The sequence below is a fragment of the Grimontia sp. AD028 genome (assembly GCF_000973155.1).
Taxonomy (GTDB): Bacteria; Pseudomonadota; Gammaproteobacteria; order Enterobacterales; family Vibrionaceae; genus Enterovibrio; species Enterovibrio indicus.
In genome coordinates this window covers 35653-53283 of the sequence record NZ_LASY01000030.1, presented here as the reverse complement: position 1 = coordinate 53283, position 17631 = coordinate 35653, and the positions used below count along the sequence as shown (strand labels likewise).

Below are 17631 nucleotides of genomic sequence, written 5' to 3'. Positions count from 1 at the left end.
TGTGCTGTTACTGCGTCCGGTTAAACAAGGCTTCAATGGCTTGCTGTTGACGTTTGCCCTGGCTGTTTTGAGGAATGGCGTCGACAAAGCGCCACTGGCGCGGGATGGCAATCGGCTCAAGCCACTCTCGAAGACTTTGTCTCAACATCAGTTTAAATTTCCCAGCCCCTGTTTCAGCCAGCATCTTTTCACCTTCTGCGGACAATACTACTGCTGCGACAATGATTTGTCTTTCATCCTGCTGGTGGAGAATGCTGGCAGCATCCGTTATCCAATTGCTTTGGCAAAGTCGTTGTTCGATTTCCGGCAAAGAGACCCGCTTTTCTTCAATCTTTACCACGCGGTCAGCACGACCTTTCAGCAGGAAGGTATGGTTGTCATAAAGCTCGCACAAATCTGCAGTCTGATACCAATGGTCAGGGTCGATGTAAGGGGAAAGCAGTTGCAGGCAGCCCACATCATCCAATTGAGCGCAGATGCCACTGAACAGATGCCATGGTGTGCTCTCAGTGGATTGCTGTCGAAAACCAATCCCGCCGGTTTCGGTGCTGCCATAGACTTCGATGGGTAGTGCGCCGAGGCAAGACTGGCTGCTATGCGCCGCCGATATTGGAAGAGGCCCGCCGGAAGAAAATATCGCACGATATTGGCCGGATGCGGGTTCAATCATGCGTTTCAAGAGTGCAGGGCTGCTGATCAAGGCCGTCTGTTCATCTGCTTTGGCGACGACTTGTTCAGGGTAAACCAGATCGTGGCATTGGAATGTTCTCCCAGCTGAAAGCGGCCACAGCAGGCGGAACAACAAACCATAAATATGCTGGTGCGATACGGTGCTTTGAATATGAGTGCCTTCGAGCTCTGCTCCCCATTGGGCTTCAAGTTGGGTGAGCTCTTCCTGAATCTGGAACAGTGATTTTTCTATCGCTTTCGGCTCGCCACTTGAGCCTGATGTGTACAGCGTGAGAGCCAGACTATCAAAGGCTTCAAGTTTTAAACTAGACGTGCTTTGCGTATCTGACAGAGGCAGTGATACCGAGGTGATGCCGACAGGCGCTGCTACACGGCTGTCATGCAAGATAGCGTCGAAATGGATTGAAAGCTCAGTTAAAGCGCCCGTCTGTAAATTCCCCGGCAGAACCAGAGATTTTCCTGCATGGGCACAGGCAAAAAATGCGGTGGCAAAGAGGTAGCTATCTTCAAAAGCCAGCGCCCACGTTTGCGCTGGAGATGCTTTCAATACTGAGGCGAGCAGTGCCACATCATCAGTAAATGCACCCCAGTTTTTTCTACCACCGTCACCCAGCGCGACAGTCAAATCCGAGTCGCGTTCTGACAGACAGAGGGATGATAAGGGCGTAAAACGATTCACGAAGCTCGCACCTTTTTCCTGACAATAAATTCGATACCAAAGAGCGCGCCGGCTGCGAGATAACTGAGTAAGCCGTTATATAACGTCCAGATCTCCAGCGACATCAGGCAGGTTAGCCAGGCGATTGCGCCGTTCACCAGAAAAAACAGACACCAGACTTTGGTGACGTTGCGGGTGTATTTCACGCCAGAAGCAGGCAAATCAGGCTCCTGAAGGCGGGCAACCTGTTCGATGATGCTCATTGGCTGGAAGAGGCTGGCGGCGAAAACGACAAACATGGTGGCGTTGACTGCGACAGGATAATAAAGAAACCAGTCATGTTGCTTGAAGACATAGCTGAAAGTAACCAGCAGAAGGCCAATGATTCCTGTCGTCGTCGCGACATGTCTCAGCGGGCTATTTCCCAGCACCTTGCTGGAAGTCATCCGAAGCAAGAACAGCACGCCAAGCAACAACGCAACAGGGCCAACTCCTCCGTGCGAAATCCCGGCGTAAACCGCCAAGGGATAAGCGAGCAGGAGAAGGCCTGCCAGTGCGCTGAACTTTCGCATTTTAAGCTGCTAGCAAGTCTGCAACGGCATCTACAACGTCTTGTACAGAGCGTACAGACTTAAACTCTTCCGGTTTAATTTTCTTGCCGGTGGTATTTTGCAGATGAACAACCAGATCCACAGCATCAATACTGTCTAGATCAAGCTCTTCATAAAGTTTGGCTTCAGGAATAATGTCGGCAGGATCTAACTCAAATAATTCCACCAGAGCGTCGCGAACCTGTTCAAATATTTCTGCTTTATTTACTTCTGTCATTTTATATTACGCTTTGTTGGCCGAAATGAACTTCGCTAGATTTGCCACTGAGGAAAAATGCTCGCGAGTATTGCTGTCATCGGCATCAATGACCACGTTGTAAGCTTTTTTAATTGCCAGTCCAAGCTCAAGTGCGTCGATGGAATCTAAACCTAACCCTTCCCCAAAAAGTGGCGCATCGGTATCAATATCTTCAACCGTCAGATCTTCGAGATTAAGTGCCTCAATGATCAGCTGCTTTATTTCATTGTGTAATGTGTCCACTGTAGCCTTCTATGTTTGTTTGCTGTTCAATTTTATTATTGTGTGGGAATAGTTCCCTTTTGAGTCGTCTATTGAGGCGACGGGCTGCCGTCGCTTCTGCAATATCTGAATCGATAAATTCACTCGCCGCTATCTTACCCTTCACCTCAACATGAAAAAAGGGGCGTACGTCCGGAACTTGGTACCACTTTTTCTCTTTCGTGAGAAAGCTAGGTGTAACAGTAATATGCACCAAGCGGATGTCGGTCTGGGTGCGGACAGCAATTTGAGATGCGCCGCGTTGCAGTGAAGATTCAACACCTGGTGTGGTTCGGGTGCCTTCCGGGAAAACAAGCAGGACATTACCGTCGCTGAGTCGTTCTGCGCAACGCTCAAGCAAGTCATCCGGGCTGTTGTTCGGAATGTATCCTGCCGCTTTGACAATGCCTTTCATAAAGGGATTGTGCCAGATAGCGGATTTGACCAGACAGTCACACTGTGGGAGCTGGGAAGTGATCAACACGTAGTCAATCAAACTAGGATGGTTGGCGAGGATGATGCAGTTACTGTCTTCGCGAAGAATATCGCCACCGGTGATTTTATAGTTAATCGCACCGGTGTACTTCATGGTCAGACAAAAGATGGTGAAGGTCTTTTGAATAATGCGTTGGACGCGGAGCTCTCTTTCCTTAGCGCTTTTCGCGCTGAACGTCATCAAAGGACAAACGATAAAGGTCAGGAATAGGCCACCGAGGCCAAACAGGCTGAAACAAAAGCCTGTTGCCAACACCCGCCACCATTTGCTTATTAATCGGAACATTCAAAATCTCCCACCTGCCAAGACCAGTGCTGACGGGCACTTTGCATTTCAAAACGGGTATTTTGACCCAGCCACTGACGATAGAACTCCAGTGCTTGTGGCAAGGATGTAATGTCTGTATCTGAGCCCGATGCTGAGCGCTGAACCTGAATTTGATCGCCGGCTTGGAGCACTATTCCTATCGCATAAGGTGCGGTTGTATAGGGTTCGAACTGGGCGTAAACATCGGGTAGTGGCGCGTCGAAATCGACAACTAACACTTTTTTATCTGGGTGTTGATTGAGGTAAATGAAGGCTTCGAGCAAGGCATAGTGAAACCCATCAGCACCACCCGCGAGAGATGTGGCCGGGATAGGCTTTTTCGTCGCGATAGTGAATAAGCCTGCAGCGGTGTTATGCACGGATTGCGAGAAAGCCGTGGGCGAAGCAGGCTCACCAGCCAGAATTTCCTGAAGTAACTGCAGGGTTCGCTGAAGTTCACCATGACGGCTAGAAAAGACCGAATAGGCGATGTCCTCGTCAGCTGACAATGTTGCCGCTACCTGCACCACAATTTTGCTCAGCGGGCTCATGCGGCGTCGCATCATTGCTGGGATGGCGCTGGCAACGGGTGCCCCAGCATCTTCAGGCCACTGACATTGAGCTTTCTGCCAAGCTGTCCAACTTTCAGGATTTTCTAATCCTGGTGACAAAGCATAAAGTCTCTGGATATTAAATTGAATACTGCTCATCGGTGGTGCTATAACATCCTTGATTATGTGGCTGATCAAGGTATTGAGTCCTTGAGCAGTGTTTAATACTTCACTTGGCAGGAAGTCAGAAGACGATCATATCGCAATGGCTACATCACGCAACCAAGGAATTAAAAACGAATAGGGAGTCAGTCGTGAACTTTAAAAAATATCTAGTTTTGTTGGCAATGGGTTTTGCTTTGGTGGGCTGTAATCGTGTTCAACCGATTAAAGAAGTGGTGAATGCTCCGGTTGCTTTCAATATCCCCGCTGCGTCAGTGAAACAGGCAATCATTGAATCAGGTATTGATCGTGGATGGATCATGACTGAAACCACCCCAGGCGTCATTCGTGGCGAATTATTCGTGCGTTCGCACCGCGCGGTTATCGATATTCCTTACAACGATAAAAGTTATTCCATCAATTATGTGGAATCAGAAAACCTGATGGAAAGCGGCGGTAAAATCCACCGTAATTACAACCGCTGGGTCAATAATTTAGATGTCGATATCCGCAAAAAACTGGCGGTATTGGCGGCAGCTTCCCAGTAAAAACGTTTAAGTAGTAGGTTAAAGAGTGAATTCATTTCAAGCGGATCCTTATAACGCTTTGAATGCAAAAACTGAGGCGCAAAAGTTAGCTTTTGCGCCTATTGTTTTTCATGCGGCGCGAACCTTGCGGGATCTCGGTGTTTTAGCAGCATTGGACGATGCTGGTTCCCAAGGTTTGAATGCGGCAGCGATTGCTGGAAAAACCGGTGTGTCTGAGTATGGCGTGAAGGTGTTGCTTGATATGGCAGTCAGTGCGCATATCGTGACATGGCAGTCGCCAAACTATGTATTGGCGAATGTGGGGCATTTTCTGCTTTACGACGGAATGACCCGTGCCAATATGGATTTTACGGCGGACGTTTGTTATGCCGCGATGGCGCATCTGACGGAGTCGATAGAGACGGGTAGCCCTGCAGGACTCAAAGAGTTGGGGCAGTGGAGCTCGATCTATGAAGGCCTCTCGACGCTACCGGACAAAGCCAAGGAAAGCTGGTTCCAGTTTGATCACTTCTATTCCGATCGCTCATTCCCTTTGCTGCTTGAAAAAGTGTTCACTTCCAAACCGAAGAAGCTATTCGATATCGGAGGCAACACCGGTAAATGGGCAACACAATGCTGCAATTACGATGCAGACGTGGAAGTCACCATTATCGACCTGCCCCAGCAAATTGAAATGGCGCTGGAACAGGCCAAGGTAAATGGTCTGGAAGGGCGAATTAAAGGTCATCCATTCAATGCGCTGGATAACTCTATTTCTCTGCCAGAAGGCGCAGACGTTTGGTGGATGAGTCAGTTCCTTGATTGTTTCTCGCCAATGGAAATCTTGAGTATTTTGCGCCGCGTTCGTCAGGCAATGTCTCCTCAAGCAACGGTTTATATTCTGGAGCTTTTCTGGGATGCGCAGAAATATGAAGCAGCCTCATACAGTTTAAATGCCACCTCGCTGTACTTTACGTGTTTGGCGAACGGAAATAGCCGTTTCTACCGCTGTGAAGAGTTTTTGCAGATTGTCGAAGAGGCAGGTTTTGAGGTTGCAGAGCAAACTGACAATATCGGCTTGGGGCATACCCTGCTAACATTGAAAGCCCGTCCTTAACGGCACATGTCGTTACCGTTTTGAAAAGTTGAAAGGAGTCCATTTCTTGAAGTTGGAAACCACTCAAGTAGCAATTATTGGCGCAGGCCCATCCGGGGCAATTGCTGCTGCGCTGCTGAACCAGAAAGGCATTGATGTACTGGTGCTTGAGAAAACGACATTCCCCCGATTCTCTATTGGTGAAAGTCTGCTGCCTGCCTGCATGGAGTCTATCCGCGCGGCGGGCATGTTGGATGCCGTCAACGAAGCGGGTTTTCAGTTTAAAAACGGTGCGGCGTTCAATCGCGAAGGACGCTACATCAGCTTTGATTTTACTGACAAGTTCTCACCGGGCGCAGGCACAACCTATCAGGTTCAACGTGCGGTGTTCGACAAAGTGCTGGCTGATGACGCAGAAAGGCAAGGCGTGACTATTCGCTATCAACACGAGATTGAAGCGGTGGATGTGAATGCTGACAAGCCGGTTCTTTATGTAAAAGACACGCAGGGTGAACCCTACCAGCTTCAGGCGGATTTTATACTTGATGCGAGCGGTTTTGGTCGTGTGTTGCCAAGGTTGCTTGAACTTGAGAGTCCGTCATGCCTTCCGCCACGACAGGCGATTTTTACCCATATTGTCGACAACATTGATGCGACTGAATATGACAGAGACAAGATTCTGATCTCTGTGCATCCTGATAATCATGATGTCTGGTATTGGCTGATCCCTTTCAGCAACGGCACCTGCTCTTTCGGCATTGTTGGTGAGCCGGGTTTCTTTGCGAATTATCCTGATGACCAAATTGAGGCTATCAAACAACTGGCGAGTGAAGAACCTTGGCTCGCGCAATTACTCGCGAATGCGGAATATCCCAACCAGCCAGGTATGATTGGTGGCTATTCTGCGAATGTGAGCACGCTGGCTACCGACAAGTTTGCGTTGCTCGGTAATGCGGGTGAGTTTCTTGACCCGGTATTTTCTTCCGGTGTGACCATTGCGATGAAATCGGCCGAACTTGCGGTCAATTCTCTGAGTCGTCAGCTATCAGGTGAAAAAGTGGATTGGCTGAACGAGTACGAAAAACCACTTTTGCGTGGTGTCGATACTTTCCGCTGCTATGTGGAAGGTTGGTATAAGGGCACATTGCAGGATGTGATTTTCTATCCAAGCCCAGATCCGAAAATCAAACGCATGGTATGTTCGATTCTGGCGGGTTATGCGTGGGACACCGACAATCCGTATGTGGATGAGCCAGTGAGAAGGCTCGAAACCTTAGCGAAAATCTGCGCCGAGGCATAAGACGCAGGATCAACAGGTAAAGAAAAGGCGGGAAACCCCGCCTTTTTCATTTCTGTCAGACAGTCTCATCCAGATAATGGGGCGATTGCTCCCGAATGTTCTGAATCTCATCTAACAATTCAAAAAGCTCTGGCTCGATGTCTTCGACCGTTGCGCCTTTTTTAAGCTGGGTTTCCAGTTCATGACAAAGGTTTTTGAGCCTTGGTACACCGCTGTAGGCGCAGCTGCCATGGAGTTTGTGGATCACAGCGCTCAAGTCGACCTTGCTGTCTTTCAGCGCCAGATTGACTTTCTCTTCGACTTCATCAAAAGAACGCACCAGCATCTGTAGCATTTCTCTGGCGAGATCCTCTTTGCCTGCTGCCTGCTTAATTGCCAAAGACCAGTCAATGCTGAGGGTGTCGCCCAGCTTATTTGGCGTGATCAGTGGCGAATTGGGCTGAACTTCACCGCTGTGCGGATGCGTCCAGTGGTGCAGTACCTGCTCGAGAATATGCTCTTCAATCGGCTTGGTCAGGTAGTCGTCCATCCCTTCGTTGAGCAAGCGTTCGCGCTCGCCTGTCATGGCATGGGCAGTCACGGCCACCACAGGCGTATGCTGATTGAGTGGTGTTTTGCGTATTTCCTGACAAGCCGTCACACCGTCCATTTCTGGCATTTGGATATCCATCAGGATGAGGTCGAAATGTTGCTTCTGTGCGCAGTCGAGAGCGGCTTTACCATCTGATGCAGTAAACACAGTGGTTACGCGCTCTTTCAACAAAGCGGTGATGAGTTTGAGGTTGGCTGGGTTGTCATCCACCGCCATGACTGTCAGTGGCGCTTTGTCGGTGTGCACTTCAACCGCTGGCGGCAGTAAGGCAAGGGATTGCTGTTCACCCTGTAATTGCTCGATGAGTTTTCGCACAGACAGCGGCTTGGCAAGGCAAGCCGCCACACCGGAAGCGAGCAGGGCTTCTGACAGCGCAAGCTCTGTCGTCGGCAAACAGAAAATGACGCGCTCACTGAAGGCTTCTGCGCGTTTTGCCTGTGCAATCAGCGCATCACCTTCCGGCACGTCGACGGCATCAACGCAAATCAGCACAGAGGACACTCGCTCAGACGTTTCGGGCAGCTCAGCGAAATCGCTCAATGCAATGTCGAAATGCGCCAGACGTTCACGCATCATCAAACGGCTTTCATGGTCAGGTTCAATCAGCATCAGTGATTGCCCTTGCAGGGCGTCGGTGTCGATAGGGTGCACCAGCGGCAGATCAGTTTGGATAAGGGACATGGTGAACCAGAAGGTTGACCCCTGATGCAAACGGCTGGAAAACCCAATATCGCCGCCCATTTGTTGCACCAGTTTCTGGGTGATCACCAGACCCAGGCCGGTACCACCATATCGACGGCTGATGCTGGCATCTGCCTGTCGGAAAGCCTGAAACAGCTGCGATTGCTGACGCTCAGAAATGCCGATACCGGTATCACGGATAACAAACTGAAGTTCAAGGCGTTCGTCGCGCTGCTGTTTCAGTTCTACACTGACGCTGATATGACCGCGCTCGGTAAACTTGGTGGCGTTACCAATCAGGTTAGTGAGCACTTGCTGGATGCGAAGCGGGTCACCAATCACGCCGGCAGGAATGCGAGGGTCGATGCGAAGATTGAGCTCCAGGCCTTTTTCGTGCGCCATCGGCGCAAGCAGGCGCATCACTTCATCCAGCGAATCTTCAAAATCAAACGGGATATTTTCCAGCAGGAGTTTGCCCGCTTCCAGTTTCGAGAAATCCAGAATGTCATTGATGATGGTCAGCAGATTGTTGGCCGATTTTTCAATGGTCTGCAGATAGTCCTGTTGGCTGCTGGAAAGCTGGGTTTTCAGCATCTGACGGGTAAAGCCAATCACGCCATTCAGCGGAGTTCTAAGCTCATGGGACATGTTGGCAAGGAACTCCGATTTCACCCGAGCAGCTTCCTGCGCATTTTTCTTGGCGATATCGAGTTCAACGTTCTGGATTTCTAACTGCTCCAGAGTTTCGCGCAAATCGGAGGTCGCCTGATCGATACTTTGCTGCATCTCCAGGTGATATTCCGACAGCGAAATCGCCATCGCGTTGATCCCGTTTTTCAGGGTATCTAACTCACCGAGTAATTTGCCTTCAATCCGAACATCGAGATGGCCGCGACGTATTCTGTCGATCATGCTTATCATCTGCTTGATCGGCATTTCGACATCAAGCAGCAGGCGATAGGCGAAGAAACAGGAAAGGATCAGACCGAGAATTAACACCACACCCGCGGAGATGATCTCTTGATATTGCTTGAGCTTCACCGTGGAAAGGTCCATCTCCATGGTGATGTAGCCGATAGGCTGCTCCTGTACCAGCGCATTGTTAAAGCCAGCAATTGCACGGATGGGCGCGCGAAGCAGAAGCGCATCTTTCAGGTGAATGACTTCCAGACGCTCAGGCAAAGGTTGTCCACGGGGCACCGCCAGCAAGTCGAGGTTGCGGTGATAGTTGGAGGTGACAAAAAGATCGTTCTGGCTGGAGAACACTGCAATGCTTCGGATGTATTCACTGTGCTGACGGTGCGTGTGACCAATCAGTCGCCGCACATTTTCCCGGCTTTCATTGGCAAGGCCGATTTCACTGGCGATTGCCAAGGGTTCGATAATCGCTTGCCCGGCTACTGCGAGTTGCTGCTCCAGTTCCTGATAGCGGTTTTTAATGAAATAGGCGCTCAGCAATATGCCGATGATTAGCGTCGGGGCAAGGGTTAGGGTGATTACTCTGGCGCGAAGTCCGTATTTGGTCATGCTGTCTATTCTGTGGGAGAATTGCCGCCAATTTTGCGGCGTACCTAAAGATCATTCTAAACGGTGGTGCGCTGCTACATCAAAGCTGATGGCGAGAATTCAGCAGGTTATCACAACTGACTGGTCGCCAATATTCGAATCTATGCGCAGACTGCACCTCAGTTTGCTGCGAAAGCTGGAACATAAGTCATGGCGCGTTTTTTTAAGCCACAGAAGAAAAAGACCCTTGATACCAAACACAAGGCAATGACCATCGCTCGTCTCGATCATCAAGGTGATGGTGTGGCGTTTGACGGTAAAAAGCCGGTGTTTGTTGCTGGCGCATTGCCGGGTGAGGAAGTGCTGCTACAACTGACAGAAGATAAGCGCCAATTTGCCCGTGCCCGTCTTATCAAAGTCACTAAGCCAAGCGCTGAGCGCATCAAGCCATTTTGCCAGCATTACGGTACTTGCGGCGGCTGTAATCTCCAGCACCTGGGCCATGATGCTCAGATTAATGCCAAGCAGGAAACGCTGTCCCAGTTGATGAAGAAATTTGCCTCAGCAGAGCTTGAGCAAGACGCGCCGGTGATGTCTGAAGAAAAGGGTTACCGCCGCCGCGCACGTCTGAGCGTCAAAGTGAGCAAGAGTGGCAAGCTTGAAATGGGTTTCCGTCAACGCAGCGCCAATGACATTGTGACGGTTACGGATTGTCCGGTGCTTGATGCAGAGCTAAATGCGCTATTGCCAGCCATTTATTCTCTGCTGGATGGTCTTCGTGGCCGTCGTATTATTGGTCATATTGAGCTGGTGGCTTCCAATCAAGGTCGAGTGCTTGTGGTTCGAGCTATCAAGCCGCTGCATGACGACGATCAGGCAACGCTGAAAGGCTTCGCAGAACAACACAGTTTGATTTATTACTTGCAGCAAGCCGATGATGCCGTGCAGCGCGTCCTGGGTGAGCAGCCCAATTACACACTTGGCCAACTGACGCTAGCCTTTGAGCCGCAGGACTTTATTCAGGTTAATGCGGATATCAATGAAAAGATGATTTCGCAGGCGCTGGATTGGCTCTCGTTAACAGAAGATGATGCTGTGCTTGATCTTTTCTGTGGTCTGGGCAACTTCAGTTTACCGCTGGCTGCGAAGGTAAAAACCGTCGTCGGGATTGAAGGCGTAGAAGAGATGGTGCTGCGCGCGTCAGACAATGCGATGCGTAATCAGCAAGGCAATGCGCGTTTCTATCATGCCAATCTGGAACTGGATGCGGCTGAAACTGTCTGGGGACGTGAAAGCTACAACAAAATTTTGCTCGATCCGGCGCGTGCTGGTGCTTTAGGGGTTATGCCTTATGTGGCACAATCTGGAGCTGAGCAGGTAGTGTATGTTTCCTGCAACCCGGCAACACTAGCACGTGACAGTCAGGTGCTTTTGGATAACGGGTATCAATTGGTTAGGTTGGGCATGTTGGACATGTTCCCACATACAGGGCACTTGGAGTCGATGGCATTGTTTGTCAAAGATTGAGTCGCCCACCGGGCAACCATGATGGTTGCCCGTTTAAGGATAAGAAAAACAGGATAGTGAAATGGTCGCAATTCGTGGCGCGCACCTAAACGACAATAAAGAATTTGTGCTTGAACGCTGGGTGGAAGGTCTTGCCCAGGAGGCTGCCGTATCTCAGGCTTTAACCCAAGCCTATCACCATTGCCAGACACTGGGCGATGAGCAAACGCTCGCGCAGCCTCTCTGGTGTGGTCGAGAGATGATTGAAATCCTTGTCACATTGAGTATGGACAAGGAAACCTTGTTGGCCGCGTTGCTGTTCCCCATGGTGGAATATGACGTGCTCAGCAATGAATTGCTCAAAGAGCATTACGGAAACAATATCGCCAAGCTGGTGGAAGGGGTTCAGGAAATGGCGGCGATTCGCCATCTGAACGCCAACAATGAAGAAGCGACGGCTGCGCAGGTAGATAATGTGCGTCGTATGTTGCTCTCCATGGTGGATGACTTCCGTTGCGTGGTCATCAAACTGGCTGAGCGTATTACCTACCTGCGTGAAGTGAAAAACGAGTCTGATGAAGTGCGTCAGGCTGTTGCGAAAGAGTGTGCAAACATCTACGCACCGCTTGCTAACCGCTTAGGTATCGGCCAGCTCAAGTGGGAAATTGAAGATTACGCATTCCGTTATCAGCACTCGCTGACCTACAAACAAATTGCCAAACAACTGGCAGAACGCCGTATTGACCGTGAGCAGTACATCGACACCTTTGTGTCCGATCTACAAAGCGCGATGGAAAACTCCAACATCAACGCGCAGGTCTATGGCCGCCCGAAACACATCTACAGCATCTGGCGCAAGATGCAGAAAAAAGGCTTGGAATTTGATGAGCTGTTTGATGTGCGTGCTGTGCGCATCATCGCTGATCAGCTTCAGGACTGTTATGCCGCGCTGGGTGCCGTTCACACCAAATACCGTCATCTGCCGAAAGAGTTCGATGACTACGTGGCGAACCCTAAACCAAATGGTTACCAATCGATTCACACTGTCGTACTGGGGCCGGAAGGCAAAACGGTAGAAATCCAAATCCGTACCAAGCAGATGCACGATGATGCAGAGCTTGGCGTCGCAGCGCACTGGAAATACAAAGAAGGTTCTTCAGCTGGCCGCAGTGGTTACGATGAGAAGATCACTTGGCTGCGTAAACTGCTGGCTTGGCAAGAAGAGATGTCTGATTCTGGCGAGATGCTGGATGAACTTCGTAGCCAGGTATTTGATGACCGCGTCTACGCCTTTACACCGAAAGGTGATGTGGTTGACCTGCCGATCGGCGCGACACCTCTGGATTTTGCTTACCACATCCATTCTGAAGTGGGTCACCGTTGTATCGGGGCCAAAGTGGAAGGGCGTATCGTACCGTTCACCTATCACCTCAACATGGGCGATCAGGTCGAAATCATTACCCAGAAAGAGCCGAACCCTTCCCGTGACTGGCTGAACCCAAGCCTTGGCTTTGTGACGTCAGGCCGCGCACGCGCCAAGATTAACGCGTGGTTCCGTAAGCAAGCACGAGAGAAGAACGTCGAGGCAGGTAAAGAAATTCTCGATGCTGAACTCGTCAAGATTGGTGCTGCGAGCAAAGACGCCACGCTCGCTATGAAGCGCTTCAATGTTAACAGCCTTGATGAAGTTTACGCGGGTATTGGTAGCGGTGATTTGCGCATCAACCAGGTGGTGAATTACATCAATTCTGTGGTCAACAAACTGACCAAAGAACAGGAAGATGAGCAGCTTCGCGCCAAGCTGGAGCAGGCTGAAACACAGACCACAACCAAGCGCCCACGCCGAGATGCCGTTGTCGTTGAAGGCGTGGACAACCTGATGACCCACCTTGCGCGATGCTGTCAGCCAATTCCGGGTGACGAAATCGAAGGCTACGTAACGCAAGGCCGTGGTATCTCAGTGCACCGTGCAGACTGTGAGCAATTGGCTGAACTTCGCCATCATGCACCGGAGCGCCTTATCGAGACGGTGTGGGGCGGCGGTTATATCGGCAACTATCAAATCACAGTGCGTGTTTCTGCATCCGAGCGAAGTGGTTTGATTAAAGATCTCACCAATGTCTTGCTGAACGAAAAAGCGAAAGTTTCTGGCATGCAAAGCCGGGTCGACTACAAACAGCAAATGTCCATCATGGACTTTGATTTAGAGCTGAGTGACCTTGAAGTGCTGAGCCGGGTGATCTCCCGCTTGGAGCAAGTCAAAGACGTGCATGAAGCCAAACGGCTTCGCTAACAATATTCAATTTCTATAAAGGGAAAGCGCTGCTTTCCCTTTTCTTTTGGGCGGGTAACAGATGAAAAAAATGTCGCGAATGCAAGAATTGCTGGAAATTATGGCTACCCTCAGGGACCCGCAAAACGGTTGCGATTGGGACAAGAAGCAAACCTTCGATTCCATAATTCCTTACACCATCGAAGAAACTTTTGAAGCAGTGGATGCGATTGAACGTCAGGAATGGGCAGATGTTCGTGATGAGCTGGGCGATCTGCTGTTCCAGATTGTGTTCTATAGTCAACTCGGAAAAGAGCAGGGCCTGTTTGAATTTGAAGACATTGCCGGTGCCATGTGCGACAAGCTGGTGCGTCGTCATCCTCATGTTTTTGGTGAAAAGGATGCCGATGGCAACCCGCTGGAAAAAGCGGACTGGGAAGGCATAAAAGCGCAGGAACGTGCCGCCAAAGTCAAACCTGATGCAGAGCTCAGTATTTTGGATGATGTACCGACCTCACTTCCGGCTTTAGGCCGAGCAGCGAAACTGCAAAAGCGTTGCGCGCGTTTCGGCTTTGATTGGGACTCAGTTGGCCCTGTCGCCGAAAAAGTGCAGGAAGAGCTTGAAGAGGTAATGGAAGAAGCCTTGATGGTGGATGTCGACCAAGAGCGCGTCGATGAAGAAGTCGGCGATTTACTTTTTGCCGCCGTCAATCTTGCCCGCCACCTTGGCACTAATCCGGAAATGGCACTTCGAAAAGCGAACCTAAAATTCGAAAGTCGTTTTCGCAAAATTGAAATGAAATTACGCGATAATGGTAAAAACTTGCAGGAAAGTGAGCCAGATGAGCTTGAAAATCTGTGGCAAGAAGTAAAGCGTGATGAGGGCAACAAATCGACGTAAATCACTCAATTGATTTACGACAAAAAAAAACGGCATTCTGTGTGATAGTTTTCACGTTGTGGGAAGTTTCGGGCTCTGGTAACATGTCGTCCCGTCCAGATTTCCAATAATTTCCCCTAAATCCAACTCTCAGGTTTAGCATGACAACGAATTACATTTTTGTTACGGGCGGGGTGGTTTCCTCCCTAGGTAAGGGTATTGCAGCAGCGTCATTGGCGGCAATTCTAGAAGCACGTGGTCTTAAAGTGACCATGATGAAGCTTGACCCTTACATCAACGTGGACCCGGGCACCATGAGCCCAACCCAGCACGGTGAAGTATTCGTTACGGAAGACGGCGCAGAGACTGACCTGGATTTGGGTCACTATGAGCGCTTCATCCGCACCAAGATGACCAAGCGCAACAACTTTACGTCGGGCCGTGTATACGCTGACGTACTGCGCAAAGAGCGCCGCGGCGACTACCTGGGTGCGACCATTCAGGTTATTCCACACATCACCAACTCTATTAAAGAACGCGTGCTTGCCGGTGGCGAAGGTCACGACGTTGCTATCGTTGAAGTCGGTGGCACCGTGGGTGATATCGAATCACTGCCGTTCCTTGAAGCTATCCGTCAATTGGCGGTAGAACTGGGTCGCGAGCGTGCGATGTTCATGCACCTGACGCTGGTTCCTTACCTGGCAGCAGCCGGTGAAGTGAAAACCAAACCAACTCAACACTCAGTGAAAGAACTGCTGTCTATCGGTATTCAGCCAGACATTCTGGTTTGCCGTAGTGATCGTGTGATTCCTGCGAACGAGCGCTCTAAGATTGCGCTGTTCTGTAACGTTCAGGAAAAAGCAGTGATTTCGATGAAGGACGTAGATTCCATCTACAAGATCCCTTCACTGATCCGTTCTCAAGGTCTTGATGACCTGATTTGTACCCGTTTCGGCATCACAGCGCCAGAAGCTGACCTGTCTGAATGGGAACAAGTTATTTTTGAAGAAGCGAACCCAACCGGTGAAGTGACTATCGGTATGGTTGGCAAATACATCGAACTGCCAGACGCATACAAGTCTGTAAACGAAGCACTGAAACACGGTGGCCTGAAAAACCGTCTGACGGTGAACATCAAGTATGTTGACTCTCAAGACGTAGAAACGAAAGGCGACGAAGCACTGCAAGGTCTGGACGCGATTCTTGTTCCAGGTGGCTTCGGTGACCGTGGTGTGGAAGGCAAGATTCTGGCAGCGAAATACGCTCGCGAAAACAAAGTGCCATACCTTGGCATCTGTCTGGGCATGCAGGTTGCGCTGATCGAATACGCGCGTAACGTTGCAGGCATGGAAGGCGCGAACTCTACTGAATTCGACAAGGGCAGCAAGTTCCCTGTTGTTGGCCTGATCACCGAGTGGGTGGATGGCGAAGGTAAAGTTGAAGAGCGTACTGAAAAATCAGATTTGGGCGGCACCATGCGTCTTGGCGCGCAACTGTGTCACCTGAAAGAAGGTACTAAAGCACGTGATCTGTACGGCAACGCGACGATTCACGAGCGTCACCGTCACCGTTATGAAGTGAACAACGTGCTGCGTCCGCAGATTGAAGAAGCGGGTCTGGTTGTATCTGGCCTGTCTGCGGATAAAAAGCTGGTTGAAATCATCGAAAACCCTGTGCACCCATGGTTTGTGGCGTGCCAGTTCCACCCTGAATTTACCTCTACTCCACGCGATGGCCACCCTCTGTTTGAAGGCTTCGTGGCAGCGGCAGGTAAAAATCAGCGTGGTGAGCTGTAACTGAAAAAAGGAAGCGGTCGCGAAGGTTGTGCGGCCGCTTTTCGCATTCTTAAGCTATTGACATACGAGAGGAAACACAATGTCTAAGATCGTTAAAGTTCTGGGCCGTGAAATCATTGACTCACGCGGTAACCCAACTGTAGAAGCAGAAGTTCACCTGGAAGGTGGTTTCGTAGGTATGGCAGCTGCTCCATCTGGTGCATCTACCGGTTCTCGCGAAGCACTGGAACTGCGTGACGGCGACAAAGCACGTTTCCTGGGTAAAGGCGTTCTGAAAGCAGTTGATGCAGTAAACGGCGCAATTGCTAACGCTCTGGAAGGTAAAGACGCGAAAAACCAAGCAGAAATCGACCAGATCATGATCGACCTGGACGGTACTGAGAACAAATCTAAGTTCGGTGCAAACGCAATCCTGGCTGTTTCTCTGGCGAACGCAAAAGCAGCAGCTGCTGCGAAAGGCATGCCACTGTACGAGCACATTGCTGAGCTGAACGGCACTGCTGGCGTATTCTCTATGCCTCTGCCAATGATGAACATCATCAACGGTGGTGAGCACGCAGACAACAACGTAGACATCCAAGAGTTCATGATTCAGCCAGTTGGCGCGAAAACTCTGAAAGAAGGTCTGCGTATCGGTGCGGAAGTATTCCACAACCTGGCGAAAGTTCTTAAGTCTAAAGGCTACAGCACTGCAGTTGGTGACGAAGGTGGTTTCGCGCCTAACCTGAAGTCTAACGCTGAAGCACTGGAAGTTATCGCAGAAGCTGTTGCTGCTGCTGGTTACGAGCTGGGCAAAGACGTTACTCTGGCGATGGACTGTGCAGCATCTGAGTTCTTCGACAAAGACGCTGGCATCTACAACATGAAAGGTGAAGGTAAAACTTTCTCTTCTGAAGAGTTTAACCACTACCTGGCTGAGCTGGCTAACCAATTCCCAATCGTTTCTATCGAAGACGGTCTGGACGAGTCTGATTGGGCTGGCTTCAAGCACCAAACTGAACTGCTGGGTGACAAGCTTCAGCTGGTTGGTGACGACCTGTTCGTTACTAACACCAAGATCCTTGCTGAAGGTATCGAGAAAGGCGTTGCTAACTCTATCCTGATCAAATTCAACCAGATCGGTTCTCTGACTGAAACTCTGGCTGCAATCAAGATGGCTAAAGACGCAGGCTACACTGCTGTTATCTCTCACCGTTCAGGTGAAACTGAAGACGCAACTATCGCTGACCTGGCGGTAGGTACTGCAGCAGGCCAAATCAAGACTGGTTCTATGAGCCGTTCTGACCGTGTTGCTAAGTACAACCAGCTGATCCGTATCGAGGAAGCACTGGGCGAGAAAGCACCATACAACGGTCTGAAAGAAGTTAAAGGCCAAGCGTAATCGCTTATCCTTAACGGATTTAGATTGAAGACGGCGCCGAAAGGCGCCGTTTTTTTATGTGGTTAGGACAGAAGGTCCTAGGAGAAGAGCTGGGCCTGGTGCCTAGGAAGAGCAGGATCGG

15 protein-coding genes are annotated in these 17631 nt (G+C 50.2%); 8 read left to right on the top strand and 7 right to left on the bottom strand.

The genetic code is table 11. The annotated features are described in order from the left end of the window. Positions 1–7 precede the first annotated feature (7 nt). From RN22_RS07490 to RN22_RS07465, 6 genes are read right to left on the bottom strand one after another with little or no spacing between them, the layout of a single operon-like run. Entirely contained in the window at positions 8–1369 is a 1362-nt protein-coding gene (locus RN22_RS07490) for an AMP-binding protein (protein ID WP_052737506.1), read from the bottom strand. Next, positions 1366–1920: a hypothetical protein gene (locus RN22_RS07485; RefSeq protein WP_046303754.1), complete on the bottom strand. Its 555-nt coding sequence runs from the start codon at positions 1918–1920 to the stop codon at positions 1366–1368. The genes RN22_RS07490 and RN22_RS07485 overlap by 4 nt, the downstream gene beginning before the upstream one ends. A 1-nt stretch (position 1921) precedes the next feature. Next, positions 1922–2176, bottom strand: a complete 255-nt coding sequence (locus tag RN22_RS07480) for an acyl carrier protein (RefSeq protein WP_046303753.1) — start codon at positions 2174–2176, stop codon at positions 1922–1924. A gap of 6 nt (positions 2177–2182) precedes the next feature. Continuing rightward, positions 2183–2440, bottom strand: a complete 258-nt coding sequence (locus RN22_RS07475; protein WP_002537546.1) for a phosphopantetheine-binding protein — start codon at positions 2438–2440, stop codon at positions 2183–2185. Further along, complete coding sequence (locus tag RN22_RS07470; protein WP_046303752.1) at positions 2421–3239, bottom strand: 1-acyl-sn-glycerol-3-phosphate acyltransferase; 819 nt, start codon at positions 3237–3239, stop codon at positions 2421–2423. The genes RN22_RS07475 and RN22_RS07470 overlap by 20 nt, the downstream gene beginning before the upstream one ends. Next, positions 3227–3970: a beta-ketoacyl synthase chain length factor gene (locus RN22_RS07465; protein ID WP_197076267.1), complete on the bottom strand. Its 744-nt coding sequence runs from the start codon at positions 3968–3970 to the stop codon at positions 3227–3229. Before RN22_RS07465 ends, RN22_RS07470 begins: the two co-directional genes overlap by 13 nt. A gap of 155 nt (positions 3971–4125) precedes the next feature. On the opposite strand from RN22_RS07465, the gene RN22_RS07460 reads away from it, so the two are divergent. From RN22_RS07460 to RN22_RS07450, 3 genes are read left to right on the top strand one after another with little or no spacing between them, the layout of a single operon-like run. Beyond that, positions 4126–4521 (top strand): hypothetical protein, encoded by a 396-nt coding sequence (locus tag RN22_RS07460; RefSeq protein ID WP_156168181.1) that lies wholly within the window; start codon positions 4126–4128, stop codon positions 4519–4521. Between the two features lie 25 nt (positions 4522–4546). After that, complete coding sequence (locus RN22_RS07455; RefSeq protein WP_046303750.1) at positions 4547–5617, top strand: methyltransferase; 1071 nt, start codon at positions 4547–4549, stop codon at positions 5615–5617. Positions 5618–5663: 46 nt separating this feature from the next. Next, positions 5664–6896: an NAD(P)/FAD-dependent oxidoreductase gene (locus RN22_RS07450; protein WP_046303749.1), complete on the top strand. Its 1233-nt coding sequence runs from the start codon at positions 5664–5666 to the stop codon at positions 6894–6896. Between the two features lie 55 nt (positions 6897–6951). Here the strand turns inward: RN22_RS07450 and barA are convergent, their stop codons facing one another. Beyond that, positions 6952–9696, bottom strand: coding sequence for a two-component sensor histidine kinase BarA (gene barA, locus RN22_RS07445; protein WP_046303748.1), 2745 nt, complete (start codon positions 9694–9696; stop codon positions 6952–6954). Between the two features lie 189 nt (positions 9697–9885). On the opposite strand from barA, the gene rlmD reads away from it, so the two are divergent. From rlmD to eno, 5 genes are all read left to right on the top strand, one after another. Beyond that, positions 9886–11202, top strand: coding sequence for a 23S rRNA (uracil(1939)-C(5))-methyltransferase RlmD (gene rlmD, locus RN22_RS07440; RefSeq protein ID WP_046303747.1), 1317 nt, complete (start codon positions 9886–9888; stop codon positions 11200–11202). Between the two features lie 61 nt (positions 11203–11263). After that, positions 11264–13474, top strand: a complete 2211-nt coding sequence (relA, locus tag RN22_RS07435) for a GTP diphosphokinase (RefSeq protein WP_046303746.1) — start codon at positions 11264–11266, stop codon at positions 13472–13474. Between the two features lie 61 nt (positions 13475–13535). Next, entirely contained in the window at positions 13536–14354 is an 819-nt protein-coding gene (gene mazG / locus RN22_RS07430; RefSeq protein WP_046303745.1) for a nucleoside triphosphate pyrophosphohydrolase, read from the top strand. Between the two features lie 140 nt (positions 14355–14494). Next, positions 14495–16129 (top strand): CTP synthase, encoded by a 1635-nt coding sequence (locus RN22_RS07425; RefSeq protein WP_046303744.1) that lies wholly within the window; start codon positions 14495–14497, stop codon positions 16127–16129. A gap of 79 nt (positions 16130–16208) precedes the next feature. Next, a complete protein-coding gene (gene eno, locus RN22_RS07420) occupies positions 16209–17510 on the top strand; it encodes a phosphopyruvate hydratase (RefSeq protein WP_046303743.1) in 1302 nt (433 codons plus the stop codon). Positions 17511–17631 lie beyond the last annotated feature (121 nt).